The sequence below is a fragment of the cf. Phormidesmis sp. LEGE 11477 genome (genome assembly GCF_015207105.1).
GTDB lineage: Bacteria > Cyanobacteriota > Cyanobacteriia > Phormidesmidales > Phormidesmidaceae > Phormidesmis.
Window position 1 is genome coordinate 1 of record NZ_JADEXO010000082.1, and the last position, 23,520, is coordinate 23,520.

The 23,520-nt window shown below is 52.3% G+C and carries 20 protein-coding genes; 10 read left to right on the forward strand and 10 right to left on the reverse strand.

Translation table 11 applies throughout. The annotated features are described in order from the left end of the window. Nucleotides 1–28: 28 nt before the first annotated feature. The 7 genes from IQ256_RS19840 to IQ256_RS19870 all read right to left on the reverse strand — a co-directional run bounded on the left by IQ256_RS19840 (nt 29) and on the right by IQ256_RS19870 (nt 8,184). The gene (locus IQ256_RS19840) at nt 29–661 is read right to left on the reverse strand and encodes a type I restriction endonuclease subunit R (RefSeq protein WP_193857293.1); all 633 of its coding nucleotides are present in this window, start codon (nt 659–661) and stop codon (nt 29–31) included. A 46-nt stretch (nt 662–707) separates the two neighbouring features. Further along, complete coding sequence (locus IQ256_RS19845) at nt 708–1,328, reverse strand: hypothetical protein (RefSeq protein ID WP_193857294.1); 621 nt, start codon at nt 1,326–1,328, stop codon at nt 708–710. Nucleotides 1,329–1,518: 190 nt separating this feature from the next. After that, on the reverse strand, nt 1,519–2,517 hold the full coding sequence (gene fmt, locus IQ256_RS19850) for a methionyl-tRNA formyltransferase (protein WP_193857295.1): 999 nt from the start codon (nt 2,515–2,517) through the stop codon (nt 1,519–1,521). A gap of 13 nt (nt 2,518–2,530) precedes the next feature. Continuing rightward, nucleotides 2,531–3,724 carry an OmpA family protein gene (locus IQ256_RS30480; RefSeq protein WP_193857296.1) on the reverse strand — a complete coding sequence of 398 codons (1,194 nt, stop codon included), beginning with the start codon at nt 3,722–3,724 and terminating at the stop codon, nt 2,531–2,533. Nucleotides 3,725–3,782: 58 nt separating this feature from the next. Then, a complete protein-coding gene (locus IQ256_RS19860; protein ID WP_193857297.1) occupies nt 3,783–5,051 on the reverse strand; it encodes a DUF4335 domain-containing protein in 1,269 nt (422 codons plus the stop codon). Further along, on the reverse strand, nt 5,048–5,659 hold the full coding sequence (locus IQ256_RS19865) for a DUF3038 domain-containing protein (protein ID WP_193857298.1): 612 nt from the start codon (nt 5,657–5,659) through the stop codon (nt 5,048–5,050). Before IQ256_RS19865 ends, IQ256_RS19860 begins: the two co-directional genes overlap by 4 nt. Before the next feature lie 323 nt (nt 5,660–5,982). Further along, on the reverse strand, nt 5,983–8,184 hold the full coding sequence (locus tag IQ256_RS19870; RefSeq protein WP_228025093.1) for an IMS domain-containing protein: 2,202 nt from the start codon (nt 8,182–8,184) through the stop codon (nt 5,983–5,985). A gap of 645 nt (nt 8,185–8,829) precedes the next feature. Here IQ256_RS19870 and pdhA point away from each other — a divergent pair. The 9 genes from pdhA (at nt 8,830) to IQ256_RS19915 (ending at nt 18,906) form a co-directional block, all read left to right on the forward strand. After that, nucleotides 8,830–9,858 carry a pyruvate dehydrogenase (acetyl-transferring) E1 component subunit alpha gene (gene pdhA, locus IQ256_RS19875; RefSeq protein ID WP_193857299.1) on the forward strand — a complete coding sequence of 343 codons (1,029 nt, stop codon included), beginning with the start codon at nt 8,830–8,832 and terminating at the stop codon, nt 9,856–9,858. 177 nt (nt 9,859–10,035) lie between these two features. Beyond that, nucleotides 10,036–11,019 carry an alpha-ketoacid dehydrogenase subunit beta gene (locus tag IQ256_RS19880; RefSeq protein ID WP_193857300.1) on the forward strand — a complete coding sequence of 328 codons (984 nt, stop codon included), beginning with the start codon at nt 10,036–10,038 and terminating at the stop codon, nt 11,017–11,019. 217 nt (nt 11,020–11,236) lie between these two features. After that, complete coding sequence (gene secD, locus IQ256_RS19885) at nt 11,237–12,652, forward strand: protein translocase subunit SecD (RefSeq protein ID WP_193857301.1); 1,416 nt, start codon at nt 11,237–11,239, stop codon at nt 12,650–12,652. A gap of 94 nt (nt 12,653–12,746) precedes the next feature. Beyond that, the gene (secF, locus tag IQ256_RS19890; RefSeq protein WP_193857302.1) at nt 12,747–13,724 is read left to right on the forward strand and encodes a protein translocase subunit SecF; all 978 of its coding nucleotides are present in this window, start codon (nt 12,747–12,749) and stop codon (nt 13,722–13,724) included. Then, nucleotides 13,699–14,172: a hypothetical protein gene (locus IQ256_RS19895; protein ID WP_228025094.1), complete on the forward strand. Its 474-nt coding sequence runs from the start codon at nt 13,699–13,701 to the stop codon at nt 14,170–14,172. The genes secF and IQ256_RS19895 overlap by 26 nt, the downstream gene beginning before the upstream one ends. Nucleotides 14,173–14,338: 166 nt before the next feature. Then, nucleotides 14,339–15,973, forward strand: a complete 1,635-nt coding sequence (locus IQ256_RS19900) for an ABC transporter substrate-binding protein (RefSeq protein ID WP_193857304.1) — start codon at nt 14,339–14,341, stop codon at nt 15,971–15,973. A gap of 13 nt (nt 15,974–15,986) precedes the next feature. After that, nucleotides 15,987–16,910 (forward strand): ABC transporter permease, encoded by a 924-nt coding sequence (locus IQ256_RS19905; protein WP_193857305.1) that lies wholly within the window; start codon nt 15,987–15,989, stop codon nt 16,908–16,910. Nucleotides 16,911–16,953: 43 nt separating this feature from the next. Then, nucleotides 16,954–17,844: a nickel transporter permease gene (nikC, locus tag IQ256_RS19910; RefSeq protein WP_193857306.1), complete on the forward strand. Its 891-nt coding sequence runs from the start codon at nt 16,954–16,956 to the stop codon at nt 17,842–17,844. Nucleotides 17,845–17,889: 45 nt separating this feature from the next. Continuing rightward, nucleotides 17,890–18,906 (forward strand): ABC transporter ATP-binding protein, encoded by a 1,017-nt coding sequence (locus tag IQ256_RS19915; protein ID WP_193857307.1) that lies wholly within the window; start codon nt 17,890–17,892, stop codon nt 18,904–18,906. A 59-nt stretch (nt 18,907–18,965) separates the two neighbouring features. Here IQ256_RS19915 and IQ256_RS19920 read toward each other — a convergent pair whose 3' ends face one another. Next, a complete protein-coding gene (locus IQ256_RS19920) occupies nt 18,966–19,205 on the reverse strand; it encodes a hypothetical protein (RefSeq protein WP_193857308.1) in 240 nt (79 codons plus the stop codon). A 15-nt stretch (nt 19,206–19,220) separates the two neighbouring features. Between IQ256_RS19920 and IQ256_RS19925 the strand changes: the two genes are divergently transcribed. Next, nucleotides 19,221–20,201, forward strand: coding sequence for an ABC transporter ATP-binding protein (locus IQ256_RS19925; protein WP_193857309.1), 981 nt, complete (start codon nt 19,221–19,223; stop codon nt 20,199–20,201). Nucleotides 20,202–21,022: 821 nt separating this feature from the next. Here IQ256_RS19925 and IQ256_RS19930 read toward each other — a convergent pair. Next, nucleotides 21,023–21,214 carry a hypothetical protein gene (locus tag IQ256_RS19930; protein WP_193857310.1) on the reverse strand — a complete coding sequence of 64 codons (192 nt, stop codon included), beginning with the start codon at nt 21,212–21,214 and terminating at the stop codon, nt 21,023–21,025. A gap of 161 nt (nt 21,215–21,375) precedes the next feature. Next, complete coding sequence (asnB, locus tag IQ256_RS19935; RefSeq protein ID WP_193857311.1) at nt 21,376–23,394, reverse strand: asparagine synthase (glutamine-hydrolyzing); 2,019 nt, start codon at nt 23,392–23,394, stop codon at nt 21,376–21,378. Nucleotides 23,395–23,520: the final 126 nt, after the last annotated feature.

Here is a 23,520-nt window from a genome sequence, read left to right on the forward strand (position 1 = left end):
CCACTGAGGTTATTAATTCGCATTTTCCTTACCCAACATTTGTTTGAAACCGTTTCAAGATCCGTAGAACCCGATACAGCTCATTCTTCGACTGTCTAAAAAGAGAGAAATCATCAGAGCGCGCATAGATTGGCTGAGGCCGCTTTTCTAGCTTGATAAACAGAAAGCCATCGCCATTTGTCACCATCCCAAAAAGCGGCTCGCTTTGATTAGGGCTACCCATCAGATAGGCCAAAGCCTGCGGAATGGCTATAGAAAATGAAAATTTTGCTTGCTTCGATTCGACTAGCGTTAGCCAGATCTGACTCTGTAAGACTAGCGCATCAATCCGGCCTCTCAGCAGCACCCCATCATTCTCAGCTGTAATACTGACTGGTGATTCAGCCCGAAGCTTGAAAGGCGGGTCGCAAAAACCGCTGAGATAAAGCAGTGGCGAAACCAACAGCAGGTTCACAGTACTTTCAGTCAGCGGACCTTCAGCACTGTTGTACAAATAGCTAGCCTTGATGCGATCGCAAGCCGCTTCTTCCCCCGGCGAAAGCTCGGGCAGCCCTTCTTGCCACTCTACAAAGAAACCCGGCTCCACACTGCGACTGAGCCCAAAGAGCGACTCTGCTTGAGCGATAGAGCTAACTGCTTCAGTAACTGCTAATGTTGCCATACGAAATTAGAAGCGCGCGAAAGATATAGTCTATCTCAAACATCGGTTACGTCGGTGTAGCAGAAGCAAGCGTCAGGTCATCGTCAATTATCTGATGGATCGCAACCGGCAGCCCCGCGCCAGTCAGTCCATGAATTGTTCTATCCGCGCGATCACTATCCTCACCTTCATCTTCGACAGGTGTAAATACAACAAACAATGGATGTGGCTCCATCGTACCTTCTGCCAATAGATGCTTATATTTTTTTGGCATCAGCCACTCAACGCCTTGACCTAGCTCTACTTGCGTCTGTCGCCAGCGCCGCAGCAAATCAGAAAATTCTTCTCCCGGACGCTGAATGAATAGAACAATCTCAATTCCAGTTTTGATCTTCCATTCTGGATCGCAGATCATCAACGCCAGATCACAAGGAATAGAACGAATGCGATCGCGCGTATCAATCCGCCCACCAATCTCCGACACCTCCCGACTCCGTACATTCGGCAGTGGGATGATCACCATACTCTCTTGCAGGCGTCGAATACTAGGCAGCGCTTCAAAATACGGCCTGTGCTGAGTCAAGATTGAAAGAATCCCTTCGTAATGACAGCAGTTAGCCAACAGATCTTCGTAAGCGATACGTTCTCTATCGAACAGTTGATTGCTATCGTCTTTACCACCATCCATCAACTACTGAACCTGTGAATGCACTACGCTATAGTATTCCCCATCTTAAATGCATAGACTTGATCCTACAGCGTTAGACACTGTGCTCACTGTTGCGACTAAGCTCAAAACTACTAATGACAGAAAAGAGAAAGCTTAGAAGAAAGAATGTTCAGAAGAAAGAACACTCACTAAGTTCACCAACAGGACTTTACTCACCTATCATTTCACCTATCTCTAGCCTACTCCCATTCGCAAAATCCCAGCCAGATAAAGCCTTTTTCCCAGCAGGCTTCACTTCTAATAACAACAGATGGCCTGTTCCAGTTTGTATAACCGGGCCGTAGCTTTTGAGAATAGCAACAACAGTTCCAGGTGCCGCATCTCCGATCTCAGCAGACTCATACAAGGTTTGAACCGTCGCCAGCTCAGCCGGAAACTGAGCCCAGTAGTCGTCGCCCAGAGGAATTGTTGTAATCACTTTCAAATCATTTCCTCGAAGCTGGGTGATGCAGTTTGGATAAAATCCTCGCACTTTATCGTGGATTGCTTTGGCACTAGCCGACCAGTCGAGCGCATAGTCTTCTTTTTTGATGAGGGGCGCATAGGTAGCGAGCTTGTCGTCTTGGGGTACCGGACGGATGAGCTGCTGATTCAACTTTTGCAGGGTAGAGGCTAATAGATCGGCGCTCAGTTCGGATAGCTGCTGGGCAAGATTCCAGGCATTATCAGTTAGTCCGATCGGAAGAGTTTCTTTCAGCAGCATTGGCCCCGTATCCATACCTGCATCCATTAGCATCGTAGTGACACCGGTTTTGGTTTCACCATTGTGCAAACACCACTGAATCGGCGCAGCCCCTCGGTAAGCTGGCAGGATAGAACCATGGGCGTTGATACAGCCCAAGCCCGGCATGTCTAGAATTTCTTGAGACAGGATCTGACCGTACGCAATTACAACAAAGGCGTCCGCGTTCAGAGCATTGAGCCGCGTTAGGGTCTCGTCGTCCTTTTTGATCCGGCTTGGCTGCCAGATGGGGCAGTCTGCTGTGAGTGCGGCAGCTTTGACTGGAGAAGGCGAAACCTTTCCACCTCGGCCCCGGCGCTTGTCGGGCTGAGTAACGACAGCAACCACTTCAAAGTCTGAGTGATTCAGCAACCGAGTCAAGCTAGGCACGGCAAACTGAGGGGTACCGAAGAAAACGATTCTCATGCAGCGGGGTTCCTTATCGGGTATCTACCAAAATTTCAATTCGCCGATTGCGCTGGCGCTTGGTGGGCGTATCGTTCGTCGCGACTGGCTGGGCCTGACCGCTGCCGATGGTGACCCAGCGATGGGGCATCGGCAGGGCAGATTGAAGGTAAGTGGCGATCGCATTAGCCTGAGCCAAGGTGTAGTCACGAGCGGCGATCGCCTCCGATCGATCATCACTGTAGCTGCGAACAATCACCGTAGACTCGGCGTAGTTCACGAGCTGATCTAGCACCTGATCTAGCAAGGCATCATCTATCAGGCTACTTTGACCAGGCGCAAACAGCGCGTCGCTCGGCAACGTCATTTTCAAGCTAGCCACTTCTAGTAAAGCGTCAGCCGGATCGGCAGGTATCGGTTTATACGCGGACTCTATCTCGGGGCGAATGGGTGGGTCAATGGCATTTCTTAGCGTGTTGATCCGCGTATCGACATCAGCGCCTGCATAGGCAGGCGCGCCGAGCCGCTGCTCTAATGTTTCGATTCGACGTTCTAGCGTCAAAATTTCGGTTTCAATCGAGTTGAGTTCATCAATCAGCGGTTGCCTCTCGATCGGCGTTAGCGTCACGGGGTTGGTAACGGGGGCGCTACTAGGTAGCGGCACTGCTTCGATCCGAACTTCAGTCGTCGGCGTCTGCCACAGCCGACGAAAGTGCCATAGCCGACTTGATAGGCGACTCGTTTTTCTTAGCAAGCTCTCTTGTAGAGGCGGCGTTTGGATATTGCCTGGCAAAACCTGTGCGGCTAGAATGCCAAAAAACCAGCCAGCCGTCAGGATACCGCCCATTGCGAGGAGGTGCGCGATCGCTGCATAAGGCTGCTTCTGCCAAAGCTTTGGAGCAGGCTCAACGGGACCGTCTAAAGGGCTGCCGACAGATGGGCTCAGCTCGCGGCCAAACTCAGGACTGAACTCAGGAGGAACCCTACGGTCAGGCACAGGGCTGAACTCAGGAGCAGGGAGGCGATCGAACCCAGGACCTGGAGGATAACCCACGCTAGAGCCAACGTTATCAGCTACTGGCCCAGCCGGATTCGACGAAGAAGATGTCTGCGTAGGCGCGGTAAAGGGCTCAGTAGAAGGTGCGGTAGAAGGCGGCGAGGTCAAAAAATCCGCACGAGTCGTTGCATCCTGAGTATCGCTGCGATTCCGCCTCGGTTCATCTACCACACCCGCCTCCCTTGGCTCGCCTCAGATCCGCCTACTGTTGATCGCTATTCTACGACGCTCAATTGTAATAGCTCCAGCCCCACCAAGGACTTACTTCCACAACGCCTCGGCGAGTAAAGACGACTCGATAGTCTATTGCCTGAGCATCTTCTGTCGTAGGGTCTACTAAGGCTGGCAGCGGCGTTTCGTCTATAGAGGCGCTGGACTGTGAGCTTTCAGGCTGATAGCCCAAAATCGTGCCGTCATTGGCCACTCGGACTCGGTAGCTAATAGCCTCACCCAGTCTAGGATTCTCACGATTTTCGACCAGGGTATTCCTCAGTCGATTGTTCAGCCTTCTAACCTCAGCCAAGGATTGAGCCCTAGGGGGCGGCGTATCTTCAAAAGTGATGGGATTTGCCCCTGCGGTTGCTGAAGCAACTGACTCTGATTCTGGCTCCGAGTCAGAAGTAGACGCTTCAGCCGGTGGCTCAGTCTCAGAGAGCTCCGGTTCGGACGACTCCGGTTCAGAAGTCGCGTCTACGGCGTCAGGATCAGCCGGTACTGCCGGTACAGGTTCAGTGAGAACCGCTTGAGAGTCACCCAAATCCTCTTCTGGAGTTGCTTCTAGAGTCTCATCTGAGACCGCTTCACTCACCTCATCTGGAGTGTCCTCTGGTGGAGTCGCACCCGTAGTTTCATCCGTAGCATCATCGGCAGTGGCGACTTCCACTGTTTCCTCCTGACGGCGCGTATCGAGAGCCGGATCTCTTATCTCTGGAACTGACAGCAATCCTATCGCTAGCGTGGCTGCAACTAAACCGCCGATACCTAGAGCGGCTGGCAGGGCGCGATCGCTCAAAGACTCCTCAGAGCGCACAAATCGACGATCCAAAGGCAGCAGAGACGGCTGTAGCTCAGGCAGCGTCTGCGTATCGCTAAAAAACTGATCGACCGCCTCAGTCAAATCAAACAGTTGCACAGACGACAGCTTAATATCAATCGCTCTACCGTCCCCACTGTCCCCTAGATCGGCGACCTCAGGCTGCACCACTAGATGATGATAGGGTCCATCTCCAGGATTGATATGCACTAGCAGCGGCTCGCCCTCTATCACCTGCGGATGAGCATAGCCACTGAGCACCTCTTGTCCATACTGGCTCACCGCTCGGACCAAGGCTGCGAAAAAGTTGTAGCCCCCATTGAGCGGACGGCTCAGGCCGCTGATCTGGCACTCCGCGTTCACCAGTAAAGACATCACCTCTTCGTTACCCGGTGTTGGGTCGATGCTCAATCCATCAAGAATAAGGCTGCAATTAGGCAGTTGATACTGCCGCCGGATCGTCATGAGATTTCTCCATCAAACAAACTGAGCCAGAGGCGATTGGCACCGTCTGTTCCCGTACAAAACAACAGCTTCGTCAGCAGTTCAATCGCTAGCTCGTTTAGCTTGTCGTCTGTGCTGTAGGCGATTACACCCGATCGATTGGCATTCATTCTGGCCCTAAAATGCGATCGAAAGCGAGCGAGATAATTAGCCAGCCGAAAATGATGCTCGAATGACAGTTCCTGATCGGTTAGTTGCTGATAGCCTAATAGCAGTTGACGAATCAGCACGGTCAGCCGCTTCGACAAAAAGCAGGTAATCAATACTAGCGCTTTCCCTTCATCTAGAGACATCGGCTGGCGCTGACTAAATCTTCGCAGCGGATTACTGCTACGCAGCAGCCAAAGATTCACCCGCCCTCGAATAATGTCTTCTAATCCTAGCTCTCTAGCTGAGGCCAGCATTGCCTCAGAGCCGCCTAGATCCAATGCTTCTATGGCTAGTAGGAGAAAGTCAATCTGGGTTTTAGCGCGCCTAGAACATTCGCTAGGCATACCTGACGGCAGACTCAGCTGGTCAATCAGCTTAGGACTCTCTTCTGGCGTGGCGGGAGGACTCTGTACTTGCATTACGATGACGACTATTCACTCAGAGATTTTATCAAAGCACATCTACGAAGACTTAAAACACTAATCTAGAGAAGGCTATCTAATCTAGAGAAAACTATCTATCGAAGTCAAGTTATAGCAATTCACTAAATGTATTAACGGATTGCTATAGTTGAAAATACGGAAGTCCAAGAAACAATTGTTTGGCCATAGGCTCTGACCGCTTAAAAAGCTGCCACAAAGAGAAGTTGCCCTAAATGAGGCAGCAACGTAACAATTATTCTTGGTTTGACCATAGCTGTTAATAGCAACCGTCCGCAAATGCGTCTTGGCCCGATTTTGTCTTAAGGGTCTACGCTGGCGGATTCGATCAGCCAGCGATCGCCCTCGCGGATCAAGTCATAGTTCACCGTCAGCGCGTCTTCTGTATAGGAAAACCGATCGCTCCTGACGCCGTCGCTGTAGACAGTGGCTGATTCGACCACCCGAGCAGTCGCGTTCAGCGATTCCGCATCGGTTGCATCTTCTGGTGTCACCGACAAGATTTCAACATCGCCGTGATCGTAATCTATGTACCAGTTTTCCGCTTCAGAAGCGGCGACGTCATTCTGCGTTCCCCTCAGCGTTTCTCCAGTCAAAACAGTCTCTAGGCCGCTGGTATCTTTATCCTCGGCGTAGGCTGCTCGCTTGGCATCTAACCAGGCCGTAATCGTCGCTTCAGCAATGCCAGCGGCGTCACCGTCAGCGACACCAGCGGCTGTGGCCGACTCTTCTATCTCAATGGGCGGCTCGTTAATGCCAATATCTAAAGGCTCGCTAGTTAGGGCTGGCTCACCGTCTCCCCCAGTCAAGAAACCCACAACGCGAGACAGAACGAACAGAGAAATGCCTAGACACAGCGCGCCCACAAAAACTAGCAGTGCAATTCGATCCCATTTCGGGGTGGTACGCCGACTGCGGCGATCGCGCAGAGCAGCTAGGTCGCTAGGTTCATCTCTAGGGCCTTCCGCGCCGAGCTGACCGACAGGCGACAGCTTCGAGATCTTGTCCACCATGCTAGCGGTGCCAGCAAACCCTGCCCCGCCTGTGCGGCCAGTAGACTCCGGTCGTCCGGTCAAAACCGACCTATCTTGCTCAGTTGACTTATACGACGATTGCCGCCCAGGTGCTGCTACTGAGCTAGCGATCGCACCTTCTCCTGAAGCGCTTCTAGTGCCCACATTAGATGCCGGAGGCGTTCCTAGCGCCCTGACCTGGTTGCTCACTGCCGCCTGTCGATTGCTGCGCTCGTTGTCCAGCGGCAAATTCTCTAGATAAGACTGCACAGCGCTATCAGAAAAATAATCCCTCAGCGTAGCGCTCTCTTGATCTAAATCGCGAAAGAATGGAAAGACCTCCTGCTGCAGCCAGTTTTCGGCATACAGACAAAGCCCCGGCAGCAGATCAGGCGCACCCTTAGAATGTTCGCGAATGAAAGCCAGCGGCTCATACTCCTGAGAAAGCTCTAAGGCGCGACTAGCTTCCTCGGTTTGGCCTAGCAGTACCGCACAAACCGCCTGTTCCAAATGCACATCTTGACGACCGCTTAGACGCAGCAGCATCTGCTTAGCCCGGCGAATCAGCGCGGGTTGATGCTGGGCGAAGCCTCTAGCCAAAAGGGCATAGACCGCCAAATACGTGCCAACCGCCGAAGGTCTCTGGGCTTCTGCTTCAAAGATCTCTTGCTGTTCAGAAGCGGTTAAATAACCCCGGAGCTGCTGCACAAATCGAAGGAAGTCATCAACCCCTAGCCCTGAAAGGTCATCATCTGCGCCATCAATACCGCCCCGGTCTTGTAGCATGCCACGCAGCAAATTAATACCAGCCTTCCGAGGCTGCTCTTGCTCTAGCGGACGAGCGATCAGCTCTAGCGCCCGATAAGGTCTGAGCTTGTAGAGATCCGACTGAATCTCAGCCCGCAAGACCGGAAATAGCTCTTCTTTCAAAAGAAGTTCACGGCCAGTTTCTAGCGACTCGGCAGCGTGTTCGTAATTGTTTTGCTGCCATTCTTCGCGGCCTAGCTCTAGGCAGGCGACCGCTAGCGTCAAAACAATGTCGGGAAGCTCGGGCTGATCTCTAAGCTGCTTCCCTTCTGGTGTATTGGCATCGCGCTTTAGATAGGGGCGTCCTAGTCGCAGAACGAGTTCGTATTCGCCTAGCTCCAGCAGGATTAGCAGCGCCCCGACTAGCAAGTGATCGTCAATTTCAATGGTGGGGACGCTAGCATCAGGATTGAGCGCATCGTTAGTCGGATCGCCTGCAGCCTTTGATTTAGCTAAAAATTCCTGATCGTATTCAGCCCGCTGGGCGCTATTGCCTAGCACATCGTAGGCAATGTCAATTAGCTGACGACGAGCATTGATGGCTAGCTCCGAATATTCGCGTCTAGGATCTTGAAGCGTGCGATCGCGATGCGACTGCTTGAGCTGCTCAGCCGTAGCCTGAATTGGCAGCCCCAAAATTCGATAGTAGTCTAGCGGAATTCGCACTTTTGTGTCCCCAGCCATGGCGTCAATCTTGTCACTCGAATCGATCCGTCATCAATGCGTTAGAAACTGCCGTGTTAGAAGCCGCTGCGTTAGAAGCGAGTACGGCAAGACGAGCGAGCACGTCTACATCAGGCAAAGTCTGACAAATAGAATGCTACGCATACACTACCGCTATATCAGTCATTCTATTCTTCGTAGCTATTCTATTCTTCGCAGCTACCTATAATCTTTATCTGCAGCGCCCAGACAGCGTCACTGGCCGCCACCCTCTCGTTTGCTAGCCAAGCATGCGATTTTGAGCGTCACAATAGCATTGTTTTCCAAAAAACTCTAGGCAAAGCCAAATCTTTGAGCTGGGGACACATTATTTGAGCTGGGGACACATTAGAGGTCTGAAGCATTAAGTCAGATTTGAAGCATTAGATTCTGATGCACCCAGTTTGAAGCGTCAAGTTCGGACCCATTAGCCTAGATGCACTCAGACTATCGCCTAGATTGATTTCTGTATTTGCGTAAGAAGCAAGTATGATGAAACCCATAATTGTAACAAGACTGTTAAGCACCTAACGCCGTTTGCGGATATTCACAAGACAGGTTCCACAAACTGACGATTCCGTTAGGTCTCGCTGCTAAGTCTTACCGCTTAGACTACGGACAAAACCTATGGTTCAGGAAAGACCACTGCCAACATTCACAGCCACCCCTCCTCAGATCACACAGGAAGAAGGGCTGATTGTCTATGAAGACATGCTGTTGGGTCGCTATTTTGAAGACAAGTGCGCTGAGCTGTATCAGCGGGGGAAAGTCAAAGGCTTTGTCCACCTCTACAACGGGCAAGAGGCAGTGGCCTCCGGCGTAATCAAGGCCATGCGCTCTGATGATTATGTATGCAGCACTTACCGAGATCACGTTCACTCCCTTAGCGCTGGCGTGCCGGCCAGAGAAGTGATGGCTGAGCTGTTTGGCAAGGAAACAGGCTGCAGCAAAGGCCGGGGCGGCTCTATGCACATGTTTTCAAAAGAGCACAACATGTTAGGGGGCTTTGCCTTTATCGGAGAAGGCATTCCAGTGGCGCTAGGCGCGGCGTTTCAAATCCGCTATCGCAAAGAGGTGATGGGCGATGCCAGCGCCGATCAGGTAAGCGCCGCCTTCTTTGGCGATGGCACGACCAATAACGGTCAGTTCTTTGAATGTCTGAACATGGCCGCGCTGTGGAAGCTGCCTATTATTTTTGTTGTAGAGAACAATAAGTGGGCGATCGGCATGGCCCATGAAAGGGCCTCTAGCCAGACTGAAATCTACAAAAAGGCCAGCGTGTTTGGCCTGCCTGGGTACGAAGTCGATGGCATGGATGTATTGGCTGTTCGCGCGGCGGCTAAAACGGCCATTGAGCGAGCCAGAGCCGGAGAAGGCCCGACGCTGTTAGAGTGCCTCACCTATCGATATCGCGGCCATTCGGTCGCCGACCCAGACGAGCTGCGAGATCCTGAAGAGAAGCAATTTTGGCGCGATCGCGATCCGATCAAGCGCTTCGAAGCCTATCTCTTAGAGCAATCTCTCATTAGCGAAGCCGAAATCAAATCCATCAAAAGCAAAATCACCGACGTAGTCGAAGACAGCTTAACCTTCGCGGAAGAAAGCCCCAACCCCAACCCCGCCGATCTGTATAAATACATCTTCGCCGAAGACTAGTCGCCCTACCTAGCCGCCCTATTGCCTACGGCAAGGCTACGCCAACGACTACGCCCAGGCTTGTATGTAGAGCTCGGTCCTCGATCCCCCCCATAAGTTGAGCCTAGTCTGAGCGTAGTCGCAGGCATTTTGCCTTCTTTCCAAGTAGACCCAACCCATCCATCATTCAATTTTTAAATGGCTCAGACTTTCCTATTCGACGCCCTGCGTGAAGCTATAGACGAAGAAATGTCCCGCGACCAAACCGTCATGGTCATGGGCGAAGACGTTGGTCAATACGGCGGCTCTTACAAAGTCACCAAAGATCTCTACGAGAAGTACGGCGAGCTGCGCGTGCTCGATACCCCCATTGCCGAAAACAGCTTTACCGGCATGGGCATCGGCGCGGCGATGACTGGCCTGCGGCCAATTATCGAAGGCATGAACATGGGCTTTTTGCTCCTAGCCTTCAACCAAATCTCTAACAACGCGGGCATGCTGCGCTATACCTCTGGCGGCAATTTCAAAATTCCGGTCGTCATTCGTGGCCCTGGCGGCGTTGGCTCACAGCTGGGCGCAGAGCACTCCCAGCGGCTAGAAGCCTATTTTCAGGCGGTTCCCGGTCTTAAAATTGTGGCCTGCTCCACCCCTCGCAATGCCAAAGGGCTGCTAAAAGCGGCGATTCGCGACGATAATCCCGTGCTGTTTTTTGAGCACGTGCTGCTGTACTTCAACAAAGAAGATCTGCCAGATGACGAGTACATCTTGCCCCTAGATAAAGCAGAGACCGTGCGAACCGGCAAAGACGTCACTATCTTGACCTATTCGCGGATGCGCTATCAGGTCATGCAGGCGGTAGAAGCGCTAGAGCAAAAGGGCTACGACCCAGAAGTGATCGATCTAATCTCGCTCAAGCCGATTGACTACGATGCGATTGGCGCTTCGATTAGAAAAACGCATCGCGTGGTGATTGTCGAAGAATGTATGCGAACAGGCGGCATCGGCGCAGAGATTATCGCCTCTATTAACGATCGGTTCTTTGACGAGCTAGACGGCCCCGTCATTCGGCTGTCTTCGCAAGATATTCCGACCCCTTACAACAAAGGACTAGAAGATTTGACCATTGTGCAGCCCGCCCAAATTGAAGAGGCCGTTGAAAAGATTATGCTAGGACGCCTGTAGTTCTGAGTTCTGTAGTTTGAGCCCTGTAGTTTGAGCCCTGTAGTTTGAGCCCTGTAGTTCTGGGGATAGTCAAAATTCGGGTAGCCCAGCTCAGATCAGGTTCAATCACATCAAAAATCTTCAACCTTTATGCCTCGATCGCCACGATTGAGGCATTTTGGTATTAGGATACTTAACTGCACTGGGCCAAGATGGCTCTATTAAACCGATGGATTCTATGGGTAAGCAACGCTTAATTTTGGCTTCACTGCTGGGGCTGGTGATTGCGGCCATTGTGCTGATTGTGCAGGTGCCCACCCAGCTAGGGCTAGACTTGCGCGGTGGCACCCAGCTAACGATGCAAGTTAGCCCGACCGCAGAAATACCCAACGTTGGCGAGTCCGAGCTAGCAGCGGTGCAAAGAGTAATCGAAAACCGGGTCAATGGCCTCGGGGTATCAGAAGCGGTTGTACAGAGCGTAGGGCAAGACCAGCTTTCGATTCAGCTACCCGGCGTGAGCGATCCTGAACAGGCCGAGCGAGTACTCGGCGGCACAGCGCAGCTAGAATTTCGCAGCCAAAAGCCAGGCACAGAAGGGGCGCTAGCCGAGTTCCGCCGGATTGAGCAGCAGCAGTTAGCCCAGCAGCAGCTATTGCTAGAGAGTGGCGGGGACCAAGAGGTGATCGCAGCCAACCAAACCGCGATCGTCGAAACCCAAGCAGACATATTGAACCTGTTTGAAGAGTCTGAGCTTACAGGCGATAAATTAAGTGATGCGATCGCTGGCACCAACGGCACAGGCGCATGGCAAGTAGACATCATCTTCAACTCAGAAGGGGGAGACCTGTTTGCCCAGCTCACTCGCGACATTGCCGGCACGGGCCGGGGCTTAGGCATCTTCTTAGACAATCAGCTCATCAGCGCCCCTAGAGTCGATGTAGAGTATGCCCAGTTGGGCATTCCAGGGGGCCGGGCGACGATCTCAGGTGGCTTTGACGTAGAGGCCGCTAGAGATCTAGAAATTCAGCTACGGGGCGGCTCTTTGCCACTGCCGGTCGAGATTGTTGAGAACCGAACGGTTGGCGCAACGCTGGGCCGAGATAGCGTAGAGCGTAGTCTATATGCGGCGCTGTTTGGTCTCGCCTTAGTTCTGGTCTTTATGGCTGTGTATTACCGCTTACCCGGTGTTCTCGCCGATATTGCCCTGGTCGTGTACGCGATTTTGACCTTTGCCGCCTACAACCTGCTGGGTGTAACGCTAACGCTACCGGGCATCGCCGGGTTTATTCTCAGCATTGGCATGGCCGTAGACGCCAATGTGCTGATCTTCGAGCGGACCCGTGAGGAAATGCGTGCGGGTAAAACGCTTTATCGATCGGTTGAATCTGGTTTTTATAGAGCCTTCTCTAGCATCTTGGATAGTAATGTCACAACCCTAATTGCCTGTGGCGCGCTGTTTTTCTTAGGGACGGGCTTGGTCAAAGGCTTCGCACTGACTTTGGCAATTGGCGTACTCGTCAGTATGTTCACAGCGGTTAGCTGTAGCCGCACGCTGCTCTTCTTTGCGATTGGCTTTCCGCAGTTTCGCAAGCCTCAGCTTTTCTGCCCTGGAATAGAAACGATGCCTAGAGGCGCATCCTCAGCCGCTCAGTAGATCCCTTTAGCCAAACGCGCTTGGAATCTATGGGCGAATTTATGAACGAATCTGTGAAATGAATTTATGAACTTTGACTCTATGAAATGAATCTATGAAAATCAACGTCATCAAGCAAAGAGCTCTCTGGTGGTCTATCTCCAGCATTTTGATTCTAGCTGGCATCGCGTCGATGGCCTTTTCGTGGCAGCAGTACGGCGCGCCGATTCAGCCTAGTCTCGATTTTATTGGCGGCACCCGTCTACAGCTATCGCGCGACTGCACGGTGGCCAATAACTGCACAGACTCGATAGATATCGCCGAAGTCCGCCAGGTTTTGAATGACCAAGACTTAGCGGGCAGCAGCATTCAGCTATCGGGCGACGATCAGCAGTCGATCGTGGTCCGCACTCGTAACCTCGATGTCGATCAGCGCGATCGCCTACAGTCCGCCTTAGGCGATACGATTGGCACTATCGATCCGGCCCTGACCAAGAACGACACCGTCGGTCCGGTTCTAGGTGAGCAGCTACTCAGAACCGGACTGCTCTCGCTGCTAGTCGCCTTTGCCCTGATTGCCGCGTACTTGAGTTTACGCTTCAAGTTTGACTACGCAATTCTCGCCATCGTGGCGCTCTTGCATGACATTTTAATCACCCTAGGTATCTTCTCTATTTTGAGCCTGCTCACAGGCTATGAAGCCGATAGCCTGTTCATTGTGGCGCTGCTGACGATTGTAGGATTCTCAGTCAACGATACCGTCGTCATCTATGATCGCATTCGCGAAACCCTGAAGCGTACGCCCGAGCGTTCTATCAATTACGTTGTCGATGAAGCAGTCAACGATACGCTAGGCCGATCGATCAACACGACGCTGACCACAGTTTTGACGCTGCTCAGTATCGTCATCTTCGGCGGCGATACGCTAAAGTTCTTCGCCCTCGCCCTGATCACTGGCTTTTTGGCAGGCGCGTATTCTAGTATCTTTATCGCGAGCACATTGCTAGCCTGGTGGCGCAGTCGGTCTGAAGGGAACGGGGTCGATGATGATGGGGTTGAAGAACCCATTGACTCAGCGCCAGTCTCGTCATAGATCCATCGATATTCCGATACCAGTATCTGCCATGGAAGAGGCGCATAGAAATCACAGGGCGCGTGAGAGTAATCAACCCGGTCGAGGCCAAGAACTAGAAGCCCTGCGTCAGGCAATGATGCGAACCTGGTGGCGGATTTGTCTGTGCCTGTGGCTGACGGTAGGACTGGGCTGCCTTTGGTGGGTGCGAGGTGATCTGATCGAAATTAGTGAGTACTTTACCTGGGCGGCAGTCCGGTCAATTTTTCTGTACAGCCGCCTAGCTGGGGTAGGCATTGCCCTATGCGTCGGGGTAACGTTTGCCCTGCTCGTGAGCGAGAGTCGTCAGATCTTGTGGGGGATGTCAGCAGAAGAGCGATCGCGCCTTAGCGCTCAGCTAGATAGAATCCACGCCCAAGGCGACTCTCATCCTCAGTGGCATTTGATTCACCAAGTCAAAGAACAGTGACCAGAACGGTGACAGCCGCCTCGTCAATTCGACTGGTACTCGCACTCATATTTTGGTTAAAGAAACATTAACCGATCCGTATTTTCCGCTAGTAGACAATATATACAGGTCTAGTAGCGCTTACGTATGAGAGGCGCGATCGCCTGCATGACGAAAGGAAGTATAGATGGTTTTGACGAGCAAACGCTTACAAAAGTTGTACCGACGAACGGGTAGATATTGGGCCTGTCTGCTGCTGCCCCTATTAGTAACAGCCTGTGATGGAGAGAGCGGTTCCAATCCAGCAGCAACAACTGGCGGTGGAACACCTCAAGAAGGTGGCAGCCTGGTATGGGCGAGATACGGCGACGCTGATTCTCTCGATCCACAGCGAACAACAACAACATTGTCTTGGCAAGTATTCGATCAGATCTACGACACTTTATTAGCGTTTGATGACAACGGAGAGGTGGTTCCGAACTTAGCCAAAGAGTGGACAGTGAGTGAAGATGGCTTGACAGCCACGTTTGTTTTGAATGAAGGCATCACCTGTCATGATGGGACGCCCTTTGATGCCAATGACGTCAAGTACACCGCTGAAAGGGCGATCAGTGAAGATAATCCCAGCGTCACCAAAGGAGCCTGGGGGCCAATCGCTTCAGTAGAAGCAGTGGACTCGCAAACCGTTCAGTTCAACTTTTCAGAACCTTTTGGTGCGTTTGTCTCGTTTATGGCCGATCCTTTCTCTAGCCAGATTTGCGATAGCGCTGAAGAACTAGGCGATGACTTTGGCGTCAGCGCGGCGGTCGGCACTGGCCCCTGGAAGCTGGTGAGCTGGACGAAAGGTGATGAGATTGTTTTAGAGAAAAACGCCGACTATCAGAACTTTGGTCGCCCGATTGAAAATGACGGTGCGCCCTATCTCGATCAGCTAATCGTCAAGCAAATCCCCGAACCTCAGACCCGTTTGGCCGGACTACAGACAGGCGAGATTCAGGTGATTGCAGAGCCGCCCCTAGAAGAGTTAGAAGCGATTGAAGCTGACGAGGGCCTCAACAACTACATTGCTGAAAAGACAGGGCAAAACGTATTTTTTGAATTCACTACTTCGCGCCCGCCTTTTGACGACATTCGCGCTCGCCAAGCCGTCGCCTATGCCATCGACCCAGAGGCGGCGATTGACATTGTATTTGGTGATGTAGTGAAGCGAGAGAAATGCACCGTCGCGCGCGGCGTGATGGGCAACGATCAAGGTTTTTGCGCCGAGCACGGCTACAGCCACGACCCAGAAAGGGCGCAGGAGCTATTGGCAGAGCTGGGCTACGGGCCAGAAAATCCGCTGACGGTGACAATGATGACCTGGGTGGGCGGCAACCGTGAAAGGATGGTGCAAGTCTTTCAAAACCAGCTCAAGCAAGTGGGCATAGAGACCGAGATTGAGACGATGGATATTGGCACGCTCAATGCCCGCGTCAAGCAAGAAAATGAAAATGACAGCGGTCAGGGCACCTTCGACATGATGGGCTGGGCCTGGTACGACCCGGACATTTTGCATCAGCTATGGCACTCGCCCGGTGCCTACAGCGGCTATCAAAGTGCAGAGCTAGACGCTTTGCTAGACGACACTCGAACAACAGTAGATTCGGACGCGCGGCTAGCCGCTGTGCAGGAGGCCCAGCAGTATCTGTTGGAAAACGCGGTTCACGTGCCGCTATATACCCCCGGCTGGCTGTGGATCTATACGACTCGCTCAGAGGTAGATGGCTTTAAGATTGGCCCCTTCGATCGGCCTTTGTTCAACGATGTGAAGCTGGTCTCTTAGTAACTCTGTCCTGATGACTCAATACATCTTCAAGCGAATTCTAGGGGGGCTGTTCACCATTTGGGTGACTACGGTGGCAGTCACTCTGTTGATTCATTTGGTACCGGGCGATCCGGTGCAGATTATGTTTGCTCAGTCGCAATCGACCACGCCCGAGCAGCTAGAACAAATTCGTCAGCAGCTCGGGCTAGATCGGCCCATTTACGAGCAGTACTTTCTCTATATGGGGCGGATTTTACAAGGGGATTTTGGTACGACGATTCGGGGCAATCAGCCTGTTTTGGAGCTGCTGCTGGTGCGCTTGCCGAATACGCTGCTGCTGGCCGCTAGCAGTTTGCTGGTGACGATGGTGGTGGGGGTGAGCGCTGGCTTTTTTGCCGCCTACAAGCGCGATACCTGGATCGATACGGGGCTGATGACCGGGGCGATTCTAGGGATTTCGATTCCGAGCTTTTGGCTGGGGCTGATGCTGATGTACGTGTTTTCTATTCGCTTAGGCTGGCTGCCAGTGTCGGGCACGGATCTAAAGAATTTGATCCTGCCAGCGCTGACGTTAGGACTGGCCAACGCCGCCGCAGTTTCTCGGCTCACCCGCTCGTCGATGATAGACGTGTTCTCGCAAGACTTTATGCGGACGGCGCGGGCCAAGGGGCTGGCTGAAACCGTGGTGCTATCGCGTCATGCTTTTCGCAATGGCATGATCAACGTGGTCAATATGCTGGGGCTGCAGTTTACCTACATGATGGGCGGGGCGATTGTGGTCGAAAATGTTTTTGCCTGGAACGGCATTGGCCGCCTAGCGATTCAGTCAATTTTCCAGCGAGACTACCCGACGATTCAGGGGTTTATCTTGATCTTTGCAACGGTTGTGGTGACTGTTTCAATTTTGTTGGATATTCTCTATGCCTGGATCGATCCAAGAATCAAATACTCATAGAAGCAAATACTTCTGGACTTAAACACAGCTAGCTTGTGCAAATATGACCCAAAACCTGGCTCAGGCAGAAAGTACAGATATTCTAGAGCCGCGATCGCGCCGAACTCATCGTTTCTTTAAAGATCTCCTCCGCACACAGAGCGCAAAACTAGGCGCGGCTATCTGCTTGGTGCTGGTGCTAATGGCCGTGTTTGCCCCGCTGATTGCGCCCTACGATCCGATCAATATGGGCGCAGGCCAGGCGTTGACGCCGCCTAACCTAGCGCACTGGTTTGGCACAGATGAGCTAGGCCGAGACTTGTTTAGCCGCATTGTCTATGGCTCGCGGCTGACGCTACAGGTGGGGGCGATCGCGGTGGGTATCTCGATGACCGCAGGTGTGCTGATCGGCCTAGTGGCGGGCTACGCAGGCGGATGGATCGAGGCGATTTTAATGCGGATGGTCGATGTGCTGTTCTCTTTTACTGAGACGCTAATTGCCCTAGCTGCCGTTGCCGTACTCGGCCCCAGTTTAACTAACGCCATGATCGCTGTCGGCATCAGCTCGATTCCTTTTTACGCCCGTATTACCTATGGGGCCGTACTCGTCGAGAAAAACAAAGAGTACTTCAAAGCGGCCCAGGCGGTCGGGGCCAGACACCAGCGGCTAATTTTTAGGCATATTTTGCCGAACATCTTGTCGCCAATTATCGTAGTAGCCACGCTGGGCGTTTCGATTGCGGTGCTTTCGGCCTCGGCCCTGTCGTTTTTGGGCTTAGGCGCACAGCCACCTTCACCAGAGTGGGGCGCAACCCTAGCAGCAGGCCGCGACTACTTTAAGCGAGCGCCCTGGATTACCACCTTTCCAGGGCTAGCGATCGCAATTACCGTCCTTGGCTTCAACCTCTTAGGCGACGGCCTGCGCGAAGCTTTAGACCCTCAGCAGCGCCGATGATCACACTGATAATCATCAAGGTCGATACTCTAAAGAACTACTGTCATGGCTCTTCTCACCGTTCGTAACCTCAACACTCAGTTTCATACGGCGGCTGGCAGCGTTAGCGCCGTCAATGGCGTCAGCTTTCAGGTGGATTCAGGCGAGACTGTAGGCATCGTCGGCGAATCCGGTTCTGGCAAGAGCGTCACGGTTCTTTCCTTGACCCAGCTACTGCCTAACCCGCCAGGTGAGGTCAGCGCGGGCGAAGCCATCTTTGACCAGCGAGATTTGCTCAAGCTTTCCGACAATGAGATGCGAAAGATCCGGGGCAATCGGATCGCCATGATTTTTCAAGACCCGATGACCTCGCTCAATCCGGTTTTGACCATCGAGCGTCAGATGACAGAAGCGTTGCAGCTTCATTTAAAGATGACCGCAAAGGAGGCTCGTGATCGCGCCATCGATTTGCTAGATCGCGTTGGCATTCCCAGTGCGGCCCAGCGGATCAAGAACCATCCTCATCAGTTCTCAGGCGGCATGCGTCAGCGCGTCATGATTGCCATGGGGCTAGCCTGCGATCCTCAGCTTTTGATCGCCGACGAACCGACCACCGCCCTCGATGTCACCATTCAGGCGCAGATTGTTGAGCTCGTGAAAGAGCTGCGCCAAAAGAACAACATGGCGATCATTTGGATCACGCACGATCTATCGCTACTCGCCGGCATCGCCGATCGAATTCTCGTGATGTATGCCGGGCAAATAGTTGAATCTGCGCCGCTGCACCCGCTCTACGAAAACCCTCGCCATCCCTACACGCTGGGTCTGTTGCAAAGTTTGCCCCGCTTAGATGAAGCTCGTCGCACTCGTCTAAATCCCGTTAAAGGTCTGCCGCCCGATCTGTTGAACTATCCGACGGGCTGTCCGTTTGCGCCTCGCTGTCCGTTTGTCATAGAGCAGTGCTACGAAGAAGATCCGCCGCTAGAAAGCGTTGGCGATGGGCATCAGGCGGCTTGCTGGGTACAGCCTCGTGGGGATGAAGTTTTAGCAGAGTTTCGGCAGGCTGAAAACTCTAATCGGTGAGCGCATAATGTTCCGGTTAAGCGGCTACTAATGGTCTTGAATGCATCTGAAGTTTAGAATCAGTCCGCTTCAACTGGTTTTTTGAGCTGATGCCGCTGAGCGATTTGGAGTAACGACCGTAACGCTTCATTTACAGATTCATCAGTTGGAAAAGCATGGGCGACATCAGGCGCTAATCGAACTAAATTTGTCCCTGCCTGATATCTTTCGACATACTTACCTCTGACACCCGCCTCCATTTTAGAAAAGTCATATTCAGGGCGCAGTTCGTCTTCTAGCTCATCAGTTACTTTCTTCATAAAATTTCCTTAGTTATGTCTCAACCGCTGATTCGCGTTGAAAATCTCAAAGTTCACTTTCCAGTCAGACGCGGATTGCCTTGGCAGCGGCGGACAGAGTGGGTCAAGGCGGTAGACGGACTGAGCTTTAGCATTCAGCCAGGTGAGACGTTGGGTCTAGTAGGCGAGTCAGGCTGTGGCAAGAGTACCACCGGGCGAGCGATTTTACAGCTAGAGCAGCCGACTGCTGGCGACGTTTATTTTGAAGACACCGAGTTAACGACTTCGAAAAGCGAGTCTCTGCGGCGACAGCGACAAAAGATGCAGATGATCTTTCAAGATCCCTATGCTTCGTTGAACCCCCGAATGACAGTGGGTTCTATCGTCGGAGAGCCGATGGCAGTCCATAAGCTGGCGCAAGGGCAAGAGAAACGCGATCGCGTCCACCACATCCTAGATACCGTCGGCCTTAGCCCACAGCACTACCACCGCTATCCACACGAATTTTCCGGCGGTCAGCGGCAGCGAGTCGTCATTGCCAGAGCCCTAGCCGCCGATCCCGACTTCATCGTAGGCGACGAACCAATCGCCGCGCTCGACGTTTCCATTCAGGCTCAGGTGGTCAATTTGCTGCAATCGCTTCAACAAGAATTTGGCCTGACCTATCTATTTATTGCCCACGATCTCAGCGTAGTACGCCACATCGCCGATCGCGTTGCCGTCATGTACCTAGGCAAGCTAATGGAGCTAGCCGATCGCGTCAGCCTGTATGAAGATCCGCTGCACCCCTACACCCAGGCGCTGCTCTCAGCCGTACCCATCCCCGACCCGAAGCTAGAGGCCAAAAGAGAGAGAATCATCTTACAAGGCGATGTTCCCAGTCCTTTGCACCCGCCCAAAGGCTGCTGCTTTCACACCCGCTGCCCCGCCGTAATGCCAGAGTGTCGCCAAGATCCAGAACCCGCCTTTAGAGAAGTCAGACCAGGACACCATGTTGCCTGTCACCTAGTTGATTAGCATGAGTTCGACACTAAAACATTTTCCCTACAGACTTCATATAGCGGTACTCAGATGTATGCGAGTACCACGAGCCACTCGGCTCATTGCTACTAAATAGCTTCAGCCGACACAGCACACCTCAGTCAAGGAGCTAAAGCTGTAGGCTTTGAGCGCTTTATAGCTGGAGCATAAAGGGATTACATATAGCTACAGAGGTTGCCTCAACGAGAGCTTCTGCGGCTCTTACCTGTTAGAAGCGCTGCTATCACGAGAAACTTGTTGTGCCAAAGATTCTTGTAGAAATAGAAGTTCGTTATTATCAGCTAGAAGTTGGGGTAAATTCCACTCGCACGTAGGATACACACCCAGAGGACACGACGTACAAGGATTGTTAGGTTTAAGCCGTCTTAGCGAAATCAATATCTTAAATCCTATTAAAAAAGCGGTAGCTACCAGTAATCTAAATAACCATGGATGAAAGACGCCCTGATACGAAAAGAAACCACTCAAAACATATGAACCGATAGAAACGCCTAACAGTGATCGAGCCATTATCTTGAAAGGCTTGTGCTGAATCCAAGGCTGTAGGACGGTCGGCATAATTGGCAGCAAGTGGATACCTACCCATCCTAGAAACGAAAAACCAGACCAGTTTGTGTTGCATGCTAACAAAACACCAATCACAATACCCGAATACATACAGGTGCAACCTAAACACAGCGGATGTCCTAATAACCAGATGAGATGGTTATGATGCCGCCTGCAATGTGGATGATGCGCTCCTAGACGGTAACTTGAGCCGTGAAGCTTCTGTATCTTTTTACCAAGTAATACCATCGCTATATAGGCTGACTCGCTTGCTTAAACACCATTACCAAAACACTATTGGTAGACAAACAGCCTGGCGTTGTTGTCTGATAAACCTGGACTAGTTCGTAACCCTGCTGCAACATTTGATTTGCATTACTTTCGCACTTACCAATGTCGTATGGATTTCCACAGCTACCTGAAATGGTGACAAACTTGTACATACTGACCCTAAGTATTGACTGCTTAATTAGTATCCTATTTTGAGGACTTTCTGCCGGATAGGACTGCTCTGTGTTTGGTTAGTCTACGCTTATGCCCTAGCCTTTTTTTCAGCTTAATTTTTCTACCGTCGAACTCACGTTAGATTAAAGGGTTTGATAGATTAGTCAGACCCAACGTGCCATCCCAATGCATCAGCTCTATCTCTAGCGATCTTAGGAATATCAGCCGCAATAAAACGATCGTGCAGAATTTGAACGCTAAGCAGGTGATTAATCGTAGCATCGAGCTGAACCTGCTCAGCAACAGGCGTTTCAGACTGGTGATAGCGCTCAAACAAAGCAGAAACAGCCGTAGCATCAAGTAAGCCTGTGGCGGCAACTGCCTTCTTAGAAAGGTACTGCTCACCGAGCCCTAACATCGCCTTTTGTTTAGCCGGATCGGTGTGGGCAGGCGGAGCCATGAAAGCAAACTTCTGTCGGTTATACAGCGTTTCAGGCAGCAATTCCTTCATCGTCTCCCGCAGAATGTACTTATCTTTTTGGTCGCGAAACCTCAGCGTAGGCGGAACGGTAACGGCGAACTCTACCAGCGGATGATCGAGAAAGGCGGGCCTAGCTTCCATTGAGTTAGCCATATCAACGCGATCGCCCGCCCAACCCAACACCTGCGACTCAAACTGAGTCTTAATCCACACATACTGCGCCTTGTCCAAAGGATGACGACCCGCAAGCTGCTGCGGATCTAGCGTTTGGGCGATCGCCGCGCCCGGAGAGTAATTATCTAACGCCTGCCGCCGCTCTGAAGACAGCAAAGACATCGCCCTTGGCGCTGACGACAGCCAAGACTGCAAACAGCTCGGGGTAAACCCGACCCGTTCAGTCAAGGCCGGATCGTCCAACCGCTTTTGCGCCAGCAGATTTCCTTTGAACAGGCGATTACTCTCTTGCAGCCAAGCTTCTAGCTCAGCCCGCTCCGCTGGTGTGGCCTCCTCCATACCGTGCAAAATCATATCTAGCCGCAGCTGAGGATAGCCCGCAAACAGCTCATCCGAGCCTTCGCCAGTGACCACAACCTTATAGCCCGCCTGCTGCACATGCTCACTCATCAACAGCTTAGCGACAGTAAAAGTGTTGTAGATGCTGCGTTCGGTATGCCAGATGGTTCTAGCAAAATGGTCGTACAGATCGCTACCCTGCACCCTAAGGATGTCTTGATCCGCTCCCACCGCTGCGGCCATTTCTTGGGCGATCGCAGTCTCATCGTAATCGCCATCATCAAAGCCAATCGTAAACGCCTTCACTGGCGACTGCTGACAGGCTGCTGCCACGCCCAAAATAGAACAAGAATCAATGCCGCCTGAAAGATAGCAGGCAACCGGCACATCCGCCTCCAACCGCAGCTGAATCGCTTCAACAAAGTGATGGCGCAGTTGTTCGATCGTCTCTTCTTCACTGCGCTCAGTCCGCCCGCCCCGCTGCGGAAAATCCATATCCCAGTAGGTATGCGTGCGGATCTGTAGCCGTCCTTCTCTGCGCTCACATATCACCATTTGCCCTGGCTGCACCGCATAGACGCCCTCAAAGCAAGTCGTTCCTGGCACCATCGTCTGTATCAGCTGGTGATAGAGCCCCTGATCTGAAAAGGCACGGCGAACGCCAGGATGGGCAAACAGAACTTTGATTTCTGAGCCAAAGACCAAGCCCTCTGCAGTCATCGTCCAGTACAGCGGCTTTACACCAAAGCGATCGCGCACCAAAGTCAGTCGCTCTGCCTGCTTTTCGTACATGGCAAAGGCAAACTCTCCGCGCAGATGGGGCATCGTCTCAGTCAGGCCATAGCGCTTAGTCAGGTGCAGCAGCAGCTCGGTATCGCTTTTAGTCGTGAAGCGATCGCCCCTAGAAGTTAGGTCAGCCCGCAGCCGCTTGTAGTCATAAAACTCGCCGTTGTGAGCAATCATGTACTGCTCGTCATCCGTCCAAAAAGGCTGACGGCCTCGGTTGGGATTGAGATCGATAATTGACAGACGAGCGTGAGAGAAACCCACACCGCTGCCGGGCAAGACTTTTTGGCCAAAGCCATCCGGGCCGCGATGATATTGGATAGCCGCCATTGCCACCAGCCAGTCTGGATTGATAGCTCGGGCACTCTCGTGATGCATGATGCCAGCGATACCGCACATAAAAAATTTCTGTGGAAATACTTAGATCAACTCTATGAGGCTATGCCCACGTTGATAAAGGCTCTGTAGGGTGAATCAGCGCCAATCGAGGCTGATAATTTTTTTATCTAAGCGTGAATATTGAAG

Excerpts from the sequence above, each read along its gene's own strand:
- IQ256_RS19840 (WP_193857293.1), bottom strand. The coding sequence starts at position 661 with ATGGCAACATTAGCAGTTACTGAAGCAGTTAGCTCTATCGCTCAAGCA.
- IQ256_RS19845 (WP_193857294.1), bottom strand. The coding sequence starts at position 1,328 with ATGGATGGTGGTAAAGACGATAGCAATCAACTGTTCGATAGAGAACGT.
- fmt (WP_193857295.1), bottom strand. The coding sequence starts at position 2,517 with ATGAGAATCGTTTTCTTCGGTACCCCTCAGTTTGCCGTGCCTAGCTTG.
- IQ256_RS19860 (WP_193857297.1), bottom strand. The coding sequence starts at position 5,051 with ATGACGATCCGGCGGCAGTATCAACTGCCTAATTGCAGCCTTATTCTT.
- IQ256_RS19865 (WP_193857298.1), bottom strand. The coding sequence starts at position 5,659 with ATGCAAGTACAGAGTCCTCCCGCCACGCCAGAAGAGAGTCCTAAGCTG.
- IQ256_RS19870 (WP_228025093.1), bottom strand. The coding sequence starts at position 8,184 with ATGGCTGGGGACACAAAAGTGCGAATTCCGCTAGACTACTATCGAATT.
- pdhA (WP_193857299.1), top strand. The coding sequence starts at position 8,830 with ATGGTTCAGGAAAGACCACTGCCAACATTCACAGCCACCCCTCCTCAG.
- IQ256_RS19880 (WP_193857300.1), top strand. The coding sequence starts at position 10,036 with ATGGCTCAGACTTTCCTATTCGACGCCCTGCGTGAAGCTATAGACGAA.
- secD (WP_193857301.1), top strand. The coding sequence starts at position 11,237 with ATGGGTAAGCAACGCTTAATTTTGGCTTCACTGCTGGGGCTGGTGATT.
- secF (WP_193857302.1), top strand. The coding sequence starts at position 12,747 with ATGAAAATCAACGTCATCAAGCAAAGAGCTCTCTGGTGGTCTATCTCC.
- IQ256_RS19900 (WP_193857304.1), top strand. The coding sequence starts at position 14,339 with ATGGTTTTGACGAGCAAACGCTTACAAAAGTTGTACCGACGAACGGGT.
- IQ256_RS19905 (WP_193857305.1), top strand. The coding sequence starts at position 15,987 with ATGACTCAATACATCTTCAAGCGAATTCTAGGGGGGCTGTTCACCATT.
- nikC (WP_193857306.1), top strand. The coding sequence starts at position 16,954 with ATGACCCAAAACCTGGCTCAGGCAGAAAGTACAGATATTCTAGAGCCG.
- IQ256_RS19915 (WP_193857307.1), top strand. The coding sequence starts at position 17,890 with ATGGCTCTTCTCACCGTTCGTAACCTCAACACTCAGTTTCATACGGCG.
- IQ256_RS19920 (WP_193857308.1), bottom strand. The coding sequence starts at position 19,205 with ATGAAGAAAGTAACTGATGAGCTAGAAGACGAACTGCGCCCTGAATAT.
- IQ256_RS19925 (WP_193857309.1), top strand. The coding sequence starts at position 19,221 with ATGTCTCAACCGCTGATTCGCGTTGAAAATCTCAAAGTTCACTTTCCA.
- IQ256_RS19930 (WP_193857310.1), bottom strand. The coding sequence starts at position 21,214 with ATGTACAAGTTTGTCACCATTTCAGGTAGCTGTGGAAATCCATACGAC.
- asnB (WP_193857311.1), bottom strand. The coding sequence starts at position 23,394 with ATGTGCGGTATCGCTGGCATCATGCATCACGAGAGTGCCCGAGCTATC.